This is a genomic window from Psychromonas ingrahamii 37 (genome assembly GCF_000015285.1).
Taxonomy (GTDB): Bacteria; Pseudomonadota; Gammaproteobacteria; order Enterobacterales; family Psychromonadaceae; genus Psychromonas; species Psychromonas ingrahamii.
On record NC_008709.1, the window covers coordinates 1 to 13151 of the forward strand.

The 13151-nt window shown below is 42.5% G+C and carries 6 protein-coding genes, 2 tRNA genes and 3 rRNA genes; 5 read left to right on the forward strand and 6 right to left on the reverse strand.

Annotated features, from left to right (window positions below):
* Positions 1-129 precede the first annotated feature (129 nt).
* From PING_RS00015 to rrf, 5 genes are all read left to right on the forward strand, one after another.
* Positions 130-1676, forward strand: a 16S ribosomal RNA gene (locus PING_RS00015).
* 145 nt (positions 1677-1821) lie between these two features.
* A tRNA-Ile gene (locus PING_RS00020) sits at positions 1822-1898 on the forward strand.
* 50 nt (positions 1899-1948) lie between these two features.
* Positions 1949-2024: transfer RNA gene (locus tag PING_RS00025), tRNA-Ala, on the forward strand.
* A 479-nt stretch (positions 2025-2503) separates the two neighbouring features.
* Positions 2504-5395 (forward strand): 23S ribosomal RNA (locus PING_RS00030).
* Positions 5396-5696: 301 nt separating this feature from the next.
* Positions 5697-5812: ribosomal RNA gene (gene rrf, locus PING_RS00035) — 5S ribosomal RNA — on the forward strand.
* The 16S, 23S and 5S rRNA genes sit together here with 2 tRNA genes alongside, the layout of an rRNA operon.
* Positions 5813-6450: 638 nt before the next feature.
* On the opposite strand, the gene PING_RS19680 is transcribed toward rrf, so the two are convergent.
* From PING_RS19680 to PING_RS00070, 6 genes are all read right to left on the reverse strand, one after another.
* Positions 6451-7483 (reverse strand): IS630 family transposase gene (locus tag PING_RS19680; protein WP_232279367.1). Its coding sequence is split into 2 segments (ribosomal slippage): positions 6451-7021 and positions 7020-7483, totalling 1035 coding nucleotides; the frame shifts between segments, so codons are not numbered across the junction.
* A 377-nt stretch (positions 7484-7860) separates the two neighbouring features.
* Entirely contained in the window at positions 7861-9195 is a 1335-nt protein-coding gene (gene hslU, locus PING_RS00050; RefSeq protein ID WP_011768437.1) for an ATP-dependent protease ATPase subunit HslU, read from the reverse strand.
* Positions 9196-9206: 11 nt separating this feature from the next.
* Positions 9207-9761: an ATP-dependent protease subunit HslV gene (gene hslV / locus PING_RS00055; protein WP_011768438.1), complete on the reverse strand. Its 555-nt coding sequence runs from the start codon at positions 9759-9761 to the stop codon at positions 9207-9209.
* Between the two features lie 302 nt (positions 9762-10063).
* Positions 10064-10597, reverse strand: a complete 534-nt coding sequence (locus PING_RS00060) for an SPOR domain-containing protein (protein WP_011768439.1) — start codon at positions 10595-10597, stop codon at positions 10064-10066.
* A 3-nt stretch (positions 10598-10600) separates the two neighbouring features.
* Positions 10601-12349, reverse strand: a complete 1749-nt coding sequence (gene argS, locus PING_RS00065) for an arginine--tRNA ligase (RefSeq protein ID WP_011768440.1) — start codon at positions 12347-12349, stop codon at positions 10601-10603.
* Between the two features lie 222 nt (positions 12350-12571).
* Positions 12572-13027 carry a hypothetical protein gene (locus PING_RS00070; protein WP_011768441.1) on the reverse strand — a complete coding sequence of 152 codons (456 nt, stop codon included), beginning with the start codon at positions 13025-13027 and terminating at the stop codon, positions 12572-12574.
* Positions 13028-13151 lie beyond the last annotated feature (124 nt).

The following is a 13151-nucleotide window of genomic DNA, read 5'->3' on the forward strand; positions in this document are numbered from 1 at the left end:
TTTATTTATTCAGAATAATAAGTTATTCATTATTTTTATACTGAAGTTTTTATACTTAGGTATTAATATAAGAGTAATTAGTTTTAGTCAGTTATATTGAGTCGCAGCGCAAGCTGCAAATTAAACTTTAAATTGAAGAGTTTGATCATGGCTCAGATTGAACGCTGGCGGCAGGCTTAACACATGCAAGTCGAACGGTAACAGAGAATAGCTTGCTATTTTGCTGACGAGTGGCGGACGGGTGAGTAATGCTTGGGAATTTGCCTTGTTGCGGGGGACAACAGTTGGAAACGACTGCTAATACCGCATAATGTCTCCGGACCAAAGGTGGCCTCTATTTATATGCTATCGCGACAAGATGAGCCCAAGTGGGATTAGCTAGTTGGTAAGGTAATGGCTTACCAAGGCGTCGATCCCTAGCTGGTCTTAGAGGATGACCAGCCACACTGGAACTGAGACACGGTCCAGACTCCTACGGGAGGCAGCAGTGGGGAATATTGCACAATGGAGGAAACTCTGATGCAGCCATGCCGCGTGTGTGAAGAAGGCTTTCGGGTTGTAAAGCACTTTCAGCGAGGAGGAAAGGGTAATGGTTAATATCCATTATCTGTGACGTTACTCGCAGAAGAAGCACCGGCTAACTCCGTGCCAGCAGCCGCGGTAATACGGAGGGTGCGAGCGTTAATCGGAATTACTGGGCGTAAAGCGCGCGTAGGCGGTTAATTAAGTCAGATGTGAAAGCCCAGGGCTCAACCTTGGAACTGCATTTGAAACTGGTTAACTAGAGTTTTGTAGAGGGTGGTAGAATTTCAGGTGTAGCGGTGAAATGCGTAGAGATCTGAAGGAATACCAGTGGCGAAGGCGGCCACCTGGACAAAGACTGACGCTGAGGCGCGAAGGCGTGGGGAGCAAACGGGATTAGATACCCCGGTAGTCCACGCAGTAAACGATGTCTATTAGAAGTTTGTGGCTATATGCCGTGGGTTTCAAAGCTAACGCATTAAATAGACCGCCTGGGGAGTACGGCCGCAAGGTTAAAACTCAAATGAATTGACGGGGGCCCGCACAAGCGGTGGAGCATGTGGTTTAATTCGATGCAACGCGAAGAACCTTACCATCCCTTGACATCCAGAGAATCTGTTAGAGATAGTAGAGTGCCTTCGGGAACTCTGAGACAGGTGCTGCATGGCTGTCGTCAGCTCGTGTTGTGAAATGTTGGGTTAAGTCCCGCAACGAGCGCAACCCTTATCCTTAGTTGCCAGCACGTAATGGTGGGAACTCTAGGGAGACTGCCGGTGATAAACCGGAGGAAGGTGGGGACGACGTCAAGTCATCATGGCCCTTACGGGATGGGCTACACACGTGCTACAATGGCAAATACAAAGGGTTGCTAGCCTGCGAAGGTATGCGAATCTCATAAAGTTTGTCGTAGTCCGGATCGGAGTCTGCAACTCGACTCCGTGAAGTTGGAATCGCTAGTAATCGTGGATCAGAATGCCACGGTGAATACGTTCCCGGGCCTTGTACACACCGCCCGTCACACCATGGGAGTGGGCTGCACCAGAAGTCATTAGCTTAACCTTTCGGGGATGGCGATGACCACGGTGTGGTTCATGACTGGGGTGAAGTCGTAACAAGGTAGCCCTAGGGGAACCTGGGGCTGGATCACCTCCTTACGTAAAGAAACAGATCGTCGGCAAATAGCAATATTTGGCGAAGCCGTTTAGTGAGAAAGCTTGCTTTCTTGTGATTCAGCTGCAATGAGTGCCTACACAGATTGTTTGATTAGAATGTATAGAGAGTATAGATAGACCTTATGCTGGGTCTGTAGCTCAGTTGGTTAGAGCGCACCCCTGATAAGGGTGAGGTCGGTAGTTCAAATCTACTCAGACCCACCAAATCGTTGATTTGGGAACGCATGACAGAGTCTATTTATACACAACATGTCGGGGCTATAGCTCAGTTGGGAGAGCGCCTGCCTTGCACGCAGGAGGTCTGCGGTTCGATCCCGCATAGCTCCACCACTTATTGTAATAATAAGTATCCGACATGAACCTCTTTTTGAGGAGAGGCTTAAGATAAATTATAAAATTTACCTTAAGCTTTTTTTTACTAAAAAGTTTGCTCTTTAACAATTAGGAAAGCTGATAAAAGTTCTTTTTATCACACAATAACAATGGCACTCAGGTGTTGATTGGTGTGATAAATTAAACGAAATTGTTCTCGATTATTTAAATTTATTTAAATAATCGTAATCAAGCAAAAATAAATGTTGTTCAAACTGATACTTTGGATAACGTACGTATCTACGAATTAATCGTTAAACATTAATTCTAGGTGCACGAAAAACGAATGTTGTTTTTTGTATTGTAAAATATGAGAAATCGCAAGCGTCTTGGAAACTAAAATAAATACAAAATCTAAATTTTGTTATCTTATGTGTTTTTTGAATGTTATTAACATTCATAAAAACGCTTAAAGTGACACCTTTTAGGTGTTGTATGGTTAAGTGAATAAGCGTGCACGGTGGATGCCTAGGCAATTAGAGGCGATGAAGGACGTGGTAATCTGCGATAAGTCCAGGGGAGTTGATAACAAGCGTTATATCCTGGAATTTCCGAATGGGGCAACCCGGCACTTAGTGTCATCGTTAAGTGAATACATAGCTTAACGAAGCGAACGAGGGGAACTGAAACATCTAAGTACCCTTAGGAAAAGAAATCAACCGAGATTCCGATAGTAGCGGCGAGCGAAATTGGAACAGCCCTTAAGCTGTTTAAAAGTTAGTGGAAGGCTCTGGAAAGTGCCGCGATACAGGGTGATAGCCCCGTACACAAAAACTTCTTTACAGTGAAAGCGAGTAGGTCGGGACACGAGAAATCCTGACTGAATATGGGGGGACCATCCTCCAAGGCTAAATACTCCTAATTGACCGATAGTGAACCAGTACCGTGAGGGAAAGGCGAAAAGAACCCCTGTGAGGGGAGTGAAATAGAACCTGAAACCGTGTACGTACAAGCAGTAGGAGCGGACATTGTGTTCCGTGACTGCGTACCTTTTGTATAATGGGTCAACGACTTAATTTCAGTAGCAAGGTTAACCAAATAGGGGAGCCGTAGGGAAACCGAGTCTTAACTGGGCGAATAGTTGCTGGGATTAGACCCGAAACTTGGTGATCTAGCCATGAGCAGGTTGAAGGTTGAGTAACATCAACTGGAGGACCGAACCCACTAATGTTGAAAAATTAGGGGATGACTTGTGGCTGGGGGTGAAAGGCCAATCAAACCAAGAGATAGCTGGTTCTCCTCGAAAGCTATTTAGGTAGCGCCTCGTGTATCACTGTTGGGGGTAGAGCACTGTTTGGGCTAGGGGGTCATCCCGACTTACCAACCCCATGCAAACTCCGAATACCAACAAGTGCAATCATGGGAGACACACGGCGGGTGCTAACGTCCGTCGTGGAAAGGGAAACAACCCAGACCGCCAGCTAAGGTCCCTAAGTATATGTTAAGTGGGAAACGATGTGGAAAGGCTCAGACAGCTAGGAAGTTGGCTTAGAAGCAGCCATCTTTTAAAGAAAGCGTAATAGCTCACTAGTCGAGTCGGTCTGCGCGGAAGATTTAACGGGGCTAAACATATCACCGAAGCTGCGGATGCTTATTTATAGGCATGGTAGAGGAGCGTTCTGTAAGCCGTCGAAGGGAAAGGTGTAAACCATCCTGGAGGTATCAGAAGTGCGAATGTTGACATGAGTAACGATAAGGGAGGTGAAAAACCTCCCCGCCGGAAGACCAAGGGTTCCTGTCCAACGTTAATCGGGGCAGGGTGAGTCGACCCCTAAGGCGAGGCCGAAAGGCGTAGTCGATGGGAAACGGGTTAATATTCCCGTACCCTTTATTATTGCGATGGGAGGACGGAGAAGGCTAGGTGGGCCTGGCGATGGTTGTCCAGGTTCAAGTGCGTAGGCGGGAGACTTAGGTAAATCCGGGTTTCTTTTAACGCTGAGACACGATGTCGAGTCACCAAGGTGATGAAGTCATTGATGCCATGCTTCCAGGAAAAGTCTCTAAGCTTCAGATAATAGAGGATCGTACCCCAAACCGACACAGGTGGTCAGGTAGAGAATACTAAGGCGCTTGAGAGAACTCGGGTGAAGGAACTAGGCAAAATGGTACCGTAACTTCGGGAGAAGGTACGCCTCCGACGGTGACGAGACTTGCTCTCTGAGCTGTTGGAGGCCGAAGATACCAGATGGCTGCAACTGTTTATTAAAAACACAGCACTCTGCTAAATCGTAAGATGACGTATAGGGTGTGACGCCTGCCCGGTGCCGGAAGGTTAATTGATGAGGTTAGACTCAGGTCGAAGCTTTTGATCGAAGCCCCGGTAAACGGCGGCCGTAACTATAACGGTCCTAAGGTAGCGAAATTCCTTGTCGGGTAAGTTCCGACCTGCACGAATGGCGTAATGATGGCCATGCTGTCTCCACCCGAGACTCAGTGAAGTTGAAATCGCAGTGAAGATGCTGCGTCCCCGCGGCTAGACGGAAAGACCCCGTGAACCTTTACTACAGCTTAGCAGTGAACTTAGAGCCTACATGTGTAGGATAGGTGGGAGGCTTTGAAGCGTTGTCGCTAGATGACGTGGAGCCAACCTTGAAATACCACCCTTGTATGTTTTGAGTTCTAACCATGGCCCCTGAATCGGGGTTTGGGACACTGTTTGGTGGGTAGTTTGACTGGGGCGGTCTCCTCCTAAAGAGTAACGGAGGAGTACGAAGGTTGGCTAATCACGGTCGGACATCGTGAGGTTAGTACAATGGTATAAGCCAGCTTAACTGCGAGACAGACACGTCGAGCAGGTACGAAAGTAGGTCATAGTGATCCGGTGGTTCTGAATGGAAGGGCCATCGCTCAACGGATAAAAGGTACTCCGGGGATAACAGGCTGATACCGCCCAAGAGTTCATATCGACGGCGGTGTTTGGCACCTCGATGTCGGCTCATCACATCCTGGGGCTGAAGTCGGTCCCAAGGGTATGGCTGTTCGCCATTTAAAGTGGTACGCGAGCTGGGTTTAGAACGTCGTGAGACAGTTCGGTCCCTATCTGCCGTGGGCGTTTGAGAATTGAGAGGAGCTGCTCCTAGTACGAGAGGACCGGAGTGGACGAACCGCTGGTGTTCGGGTTGTATCGCCAGATGCATTGCCCGGTAGCTACGTTCGGAATCGATAACCGCTGAAAGCATCTAAGCGGGAAGCGAGCCTCGAGATGAGTTCTCACTGGAGCTTTAAGCTCCCTAAAGGGCCGTTGGAGACTACAACGTTGATAGGCAAGGTGTGTAAGTACAGTAATGTATTGAGCTAACTTGTACTAATTACCCGTGAGGCTTAACCATACAACACCTAAAGCGTGTTGGACTGACCCAATAAGCTTAGAGCGTCAGAGAATGTTATTAACATTCTCTTTGAAAACTCAACGTGGGTTAGTGTGTGACCAAAAAAAAAATATGCTTGCGAAACATATTTTACAAATATCTATGATTGCTTGATAAAAACAACAATAAAACCAGCTTTTCTAATTAAATTTTAAAAAGACTTTAGATTGTTGCCTTACGGAAGATTAACAAAAACACGTTAATCTCCTACCGGCCAAAACAATTTAAAGCTAAAAAAAGCCTAAGCTTTAAAAAGTTTTTGCTTGGCGACCATAGCATTGTGGTACCACCTGATCCCATTCCGAACTCAGCAGTGAAACGCAATTGCGCCGATGGTAGTGTGGGGTCTCCCCATGTGAGAGTAGGTCATCGCCAAGCGCCTAATAAACGATAAATCCCCATCCTTCGAAAGAAGGGTGGGGATTTTTTCGTTTTAGCGCTTGATGCGATGACTACTCGAGCATGGGACATAAAGAGCAGCCACGCAGTGGCATTCAATCCTTGTGATAGTAGGGGGAGTATTGCGCGAGCAATGTGTCATGAGCGGGCTAAGCTCTGCGTGCCCTGTAGAATCAGGCGATAGCCTGGGGTATGAGCGGACGAGCTCTGCGAGTCCTGTTCCATCGCTAGTATTCCGCACAAGCTTGGCAATTAAATCTAGATAAATCCCTGTTGACTAACGTCAGCAGGGATTTTTTCGTTTAAGCGCTTAGGTCGATGAATACTCGTACATGGGACATAAAGAGCAACCACGCAGTGGCATTCAATCCATGTGATAGTCGGGGTGAGTTCAGCGATAGCTGAGTGTTACGAACGGGCTAAGTTTTACGTGCCCTGGATAATTTGGCGAGAGCCATGTTTATGAGCGGACTCGCCCACATTCCGCAGAAGCTAAGGCAATTTAATCCAGTAGGGTGTGCTTCGCGCACCGATTGCCGCTGGTTGCGGTGCATAGAATGCACCCTACTGATAACATAATACCCATTCCATTAATTAACTTATACCAATCCGCTTATTTAACTGATCAATGACATCCAATCCCTCGTACACATTTTTATCACTCTTTTGCTGTCACTTACAAAATCATTCCAAGCATCACAGACAGTTTCAACTATTGAATCATAACCACTGAAACATCTGTTTGCTAAGTGATGTTGTCGAAGCCAACTCCATACCTGTTCAATCGGATTTAGTTCGGGTGAATAGGGTGGCAGCTTTATGATTGTTAAATTCTTGAAGTCAGCGTCAATATCATCGCTATGCCAACCAGCACCACCCATGATGATAACGGCATGTCTATCAATTGGGGTTCTATCTGATATTTGTTGAAGATGCGTCATCATAATGTCTTTGTTTACATAAGGTACGACTAGTGCTTCTGAAGCGCCATTGGTAATACAGACAGATCCAAATAAATAGGCGTATTCGAATTGCTGTTGTTTTACTGCTCTTGGACGGCTACCTTTTTCAGCCCATAATTTGGTTGTTGTATTTTGCTGGCCAAATCGTGCTTCATCTTGTAGCCATATATCCACACGATCTAATGCAATATGACCAGGGATCTTAAAGATCGTTTTGAATTGGAATTTTTTTAAAATCCTCTTGCGCTTCAATTGATTGCTTAGGGTGCTTAGAACGGGATGTTATCCAAGAAAAACCTAACTTATGCAGTAACTTATAAACACTTGATAAATGGTAATGCACTGCAAAATTTTCTTCTATATAAAGTTGTATGTCTGAGCCATTTAATCGTCCACCAAGCTCACTTTTAGATGACTCAGTTACATAATGAATGAGTTGCTTATGTTGCTCGTTCGATAATCGAAAAGGCCTGCCAGTTGTTTTTTTATCGATTAAGCCATCCATTCCAAATTGGTGATACTGAGAGATCCATTTATTTATACTGGTTCGGCTGACCTTTAAAAATTTAGCGATAGCAGTGCGTGAATTACCTTCTTGGAAGTGTGCAAGTGCTAAAAAACGGAGCCTCATTCGAACGCTTTGATGCGTTTTAGCTAATGCAGTAAAGTCATGTTTTTTTGTAGTCATCAATAGCGTTTCATTATTTAATAATTGGAATACTATTAGATCGCATAATTAGTAGAATTGGTATTATCATGTCGATTCAATCTCTTGAAGGGAGTGGTTAAACTCTCTAGATCACTGATAAAAATATTCCACGCTCGGCTAGATTCATTAATACCAAAAGAAATAATTAAATGAGCATATTATAAAAAAATAAAGTATTAATATGTTGATTTAAATGGATATTATTCATTATAATTCTATTTTTTGGGGGATAAGCTCTACGTGCTCTGTTGTTGTAACTGAGTTTTATGACGGCTTATTACGCAGTTGATCTGCACGCGCCAGAAGTATAAAAAAGGATCCATATAGGATCCTTTTTTGTTTAATAACTTAATGTTTTATAAAATATATCGGCTTAAATCTTCATTTTCAAGCAAATCATCTAACGTATTAGCAACGTAATTTTCATCAATAGTAATTGATTCACCTTTCCGTTCTGAAGCTTCATAGGAAAGTTCATCAAGAATGCGTTCCATTAATGTGTGTAAACGACGTGCACCTATATTTTCGGTGGTTTCATTCACATGCCAGGCAGATTTAGCAATTTTATCTATACCATCTTTGCTAAATTGAAGCGTTATACCTTCGGTTGCTAACAGCGCTTTATACTGTTCACTTAAGGAAGCTTTAGGCTCAGTTAATATTTTTGCCAGATCTTCTTCTGTCAGTGCTTCTAACTCAACCCTAATTGGTAAGCGGCCCTGTAATTCGGGAATAAGATCTGAGGGTTTAGCAACTTGAAATGCACCCGATGCAATAAATAACATATGGTCAGTTTTCACCATCCCATGCTTAGTGCTGACGGTAGAACCTTCAATTAAAGGTAATAAATCACGCTGTACACCTTCTCTTGATACGTCAGGACCGGCACTATCACCACGCTTACAAATTTTATCTATTTCGTCGATAAATATAATACCGTTATTTTCTGCTGAAAAGAGTGCTTTTTCTTTAATGTCTTCTTCATTCACTAATTTTGCAGCTTCCGATTCGATCAGTACTTTCAACGCCTCTTTTATTTTCATTTTGCGTTTTTTAGTTTTATCTTTACCTGACATACTTTGAAACATGCCCTGCAATTGATTAGTCATTTCTTCCATGCCGGGAGGAGCCATTATTTCCACACCTATTTGTGGAGCAGGGAGATCTATCTCAACCTCTTTATCATCCAATTTACCTTCACGCAGTTTTTTACGGAAAGACTGCCTTGTCGCACTATCTTCTGTTTTTACAGTTTCCCAATCATTGCCTGTTTTAGCAGGTGGAATAAGGATATCTAAGATCCTATCCTCAGCTAAATCTTCTGCCTTATGGGCAACCTTTGCCATTTCTTCTTCGCGAGTCAGTTTAATGGCTACATCGACTAAATCACGAACGATAGATTCGACCTCTTTACCAACATACCCTACTTCTGTAAATTTAGTTGCTTCAACTTTGATAAAAGGAGCATTAGCGAGTTTTGCTAAACGGCGCGCAATCTCTGTTTTACCTACACCGGTAGGACCGATCATTAAAATATTCTTTGGGGTGACTTCTTGACGCATTTCTTTATCAAGCTGCATACGGCGCCAGCGATTACGAAGTGCAATAGCAACAGCTCGTTTGGCATTGTCTTGTCCAATGATATGGCGATCTAACTCATGTTTAATTTCTTTTGGTGTCATATTTGACATAGTTATATACCCTATTTTTTACTTTCAGTAGTAATTTCATCAGAGAAATCAATGCATTCAATAGTGTGAGTTTCATTAGTAAAAACACAAATATTGCCTGCTATAGCCAATGCTTTTTCGACAATTGTTTTCGCGTCTAAATCGGTATTTTCTAACAAGGCAATCGCTGCCGATTGTGCAAAATAACCACCAGAGCCGATCGCCATTAAATCATTTTCAGGTCTGACTACATCACCATTACCAGTAATAATATAAGAAGAGTTTTTATCCGCCACAGCTAATAGCGCTTCAAGTCTGCGCAACGATCGATCGGTACGCCAGTCTTTCGCTAATTCAACCGCTGCTCGTTCAAGATTACCCTGGTGTGCCTGAAGCTTAGCCTCAAAACGTTCTAACAGGGTAAATGCATCAGCTGTACCGCCAGCAAAACCAGCTATTACTTGATTGTTATAGAGTCTGTGTACTTTACGTGCGTTACCTTTCATAACCGTATTGCCAAGAGAAACTTGACCATCACCACCGACAACAACTTGGTTGCCACGACGTACTGAAACAATGGTAGTCATATTTTTACCTTAAAAGTGAGAAAGAGAATGGGCCGTAAAAAATAGGCACTTATATAGTTAATATATGTGGGGGATAATTTATTTTTCAAGGGAATAATGGCAATTCCAATAAATAGATATTTAATGGAATTGCCATTATTATATTTAGAGCAAAACAATAAAATTATAATAAGAATTTAAAGGAGGGAATACCCATTTAAATCAACAGTTAAAGGATTTATGCCTATTTTACAACATGATCGCTTAATGATTTATTTTGGTATTAGAAGATAAAAGGAATGGTTTTTAAAACACTTTTATCTTTAACGCCAGAACCAAATTTGGCAACCATTAATTTTAGCTCGCTGTAGTTTATGACGGTGTTTTTCTGCCAGTCTTTTACGTTCATAGGGCCCTAAAATAACCCGGTACCAATCACCTGTTTTTAATACTTCGCTATTTAAACCCTGAAATGCAATTTTAGCTTTGAGTGATTCTGCATCACCTCGTGCACGAAATGAAGCACACTGCATTTGATAAGGTCTTGTTTGTGCTTCCTTTTCAGGTATATCAACGGTTATTTTCTTGGTTTTAAGTGTTTTTTCATATTCCCAGATAGGTTGAGGTTTTTCTGGTAAAACGTCCTCTTTTTTCTGAACAGGTTTATTCACTCTTTGTGGCGCGGACGGTTTTTCAACCCCAAACATAAAAAAACCAATAAATCCGATGATCAATACAACAGCAGAAATAGCTAAGTAGGGAATCCCTTTTTTAGATGCTGTTTTTTTTACCGCCGTGCGTTTACGCACGACGGCTTTTTTTGGAGTAGCCGGTTTTCGTCTGTTTTCGGTTGCCATGGATTACATGCGCTCCAGCGTATTAATTCCCAGTAATGACAAACCTTGCTTAAGCGTTTTAGCGGTTAATCCAGCCAGTTTCAGGCGGCTCTGTTTTTGTGTTTCCGTTTCGGCAATCAAAATAGGGCAAGCCTCATAAAAGCTTGAAAAGAGTCCTGCTAATTCAAACAAGTATGAACATAAAAAGTGCGGCATACCTTGTTTAGCAACTTGATCAATAATATCATTAAATTGAATCAGTTTATTGGCCAAGTCTATTTCTTTCTCTTGGGTTAAAGAAACCGCTGCAGTGACACTGCCCATCTCAATTCCCGCTTTATTAAAGATACTAACAACACGGGTGTATGCATAAAGTAGATACGGCGCGGTATTACCTTCAAAACTTAACATGCTATCAAAACTAAAAGTGTAATCACTGGTACGATTTTTAGAAAGATCGGCATATTTAACCGAAGAGATACCCACCACGGAAGCGATATGACGAAGCTCTGGTTCAGACATCTCTTTGTTTTTTTCTTTTACTAATTCATAAGCACGCACTTCTGCTTCTGTTAATAAATCCGCTAATTTGGCAACCGCCCCTGAACGGGTTTTAAATGGGCGACCATCTTCTCCCATTACTGTCCCGAAGGGCATATGTTCAAGAGATGTTTTCTCATTAACAAAACCCGCTGAACGGGCAACTTCAAAAACCTGCTGGAAGTGTAAACCCTGGCGGGCATCTACAAAATAAAGAATGCGATCGGCATTAAGTTCATTCTGGCGATAACGCATCGCAGCGAGATCCGATGTTGCATAGAGGAAACCACCATCTTTCTTTTGAATAATAACAGGTAAAGGGTCGCCTTCTTTATTTTTAAAGTTATCCAAAAAGACACATTTAGCGCCTTGGCTTTGTTGTAATAAACCCTGTTTATCAAGATCTTCAACAACCACCGCTAACTGATCGTTATAACTACTTTCTCCCCGGACATCTGCACGGGTTAGGCTTACACCTAAACGCTGATAGGTTTCCTGGCAGTGTGAAAGACTGGTTTCATTAAATTTTGCCCACAGTTTTAAACAGTCTTTATTGCCACCCTGGAGTTTAACCACTAAATGTCGTGCACGGGTTGCAAAATCTTCTGATTCATCAAAACGTCCTTTTGCAGCACGATAAAAAATCTCTAAATTAGCCAGATTATTTTCAATGGGCTCACCTTTAGCTCGTAATTCTTCCATGTAAGCGAGCAACATACCAAACTGAGTGCCCCAATCACCGACATGGTTCTGACGGACAACGTTATTACCTTTAAATTCTAAGGTGCGCGCTACCGCATCACCAATAATAGATGAGCGCAGGTGACCAACATGCATCTCTTTGGCCAGATTTGGCGAGGAATAATCTATTACTATTGTTTGCGGATTGGCTTCTATCTGTACATTTAATCTTTTATCCAAATAAGCGCCATCAATCTGTTTTTCGAGGAAATTAGGATTAATAAAAAAGTTAATAAATCCAGGTCCCGCTATTTCCATTTTTATAACTAACGTCGATTCAGGTATGTTGGCAATAATCAGTTCAGCAAGATGGCGGGGATTTTGTTTGGCAGGTTTTGCTAACATTAATGCTAAATTATTTGCGTAGTCACCGTGGGACTTATCTTTGGTGCGATCAATATTGATGCGAGGCTGGATATCCGCAGGAATAATTTCTTGTTTTATAAGGCAAACGATAGCTTGCTCGAGTAGTTGCTGGATATGCACTTTCATAGATAAATCACCAATTAATACGGGCCAATAATAAGCGCAGATTCTACCGTTTATAAGCGATGAAGACTAGGGGAAGGGCTTTAAAATAAATACTTGAGAGAAATTATATTACCTGACTAAGCCCCTTATCAGGTTAAGTGTTAAAAAGAGCGTAAATATAAGATAACCTGAGTCAAGTCGATAAGGACATCAGGTGATTGACCGTAAGCGAATAGTTGTAAATTACATATATTCGAATTCATGGCGGGCCGTCACCACATGGTGTAAGGTTTCCTCTTCCTGATTGGCTAGCTTTCCAAGCGCTATTTCTGCCTTTATGGTGGGTGAACTATGGGCTGCGGTCTGCAGTAAATCTATAAGCTGTATGTCAAAGCGGATTGCCAAAGCGACAACATCATCAAGGGATAATTCAGCTTTTAATTCCATCTGCTGACATTTTATTGGAAAACTGTCATCAAATTCACTATCTAAGTCAGTTTCTAATAAACTGGGAGGTGCCTGCTGCGTATATTGATGAAGCTGCAGGCCAGATAGCTGCTCTTTTTTTTTCATAAAATCGAGTAACAATTTTACCTTCTCATTATTTTCCTCAAGGCTAAGTCTAAGATATAAATCAGCTAGCGCCTGATGACATTCTTCTATGTAGACAAGGAAATCCTTAATAGGTTTAGGGGGCATAATATATTCCTTAATATGATAGGTTCAGACCAACACCAATACTGAATTTATCAGCTTGGCGGAGTCATTTTTTAGCACCGTAATAACAGTTATATGAAGTTTAGTTAACCTTTTTTAATTTAAA

Bases quoted from the DNA above. Each gene is read 5' to 3' on its own strand.
- PING_RS00060 (WP_011768439.1), bottom strand. From the start codon at position 10,597: ATGGCAACCGAAAACAGACGAAAACCGGCTACTCCAAAAAAAGCCGTC.
- hslV (WP_011768438.1), bottom strand. From the start codon at position 9,761: ATGACTACCATTGTTTCAGTACGTCGTGGCAACCAAGTTGTTGTCGGT.
- PING_RS00070 (WP_011768441.1), bottom strand. From the start codon at position 13,027: ATGCCCCCTAAACCTATTAAGGATTTCCTTGTCTACATAGAAGAATGT.
- hslU (WP_011768437.1), bottom strand. From the start codon at position 9,195: ATGTCAAATATGACACCAAAAGAAATTAAACATGAGTTAGATCGCCAT.
- argS (WP_011768440.1), bottom strand. From the start codon at position 12,349: ATGAAAGTGCATATCCAGCAACTACTCGAGCAAGCTATCGTTTGCCTT.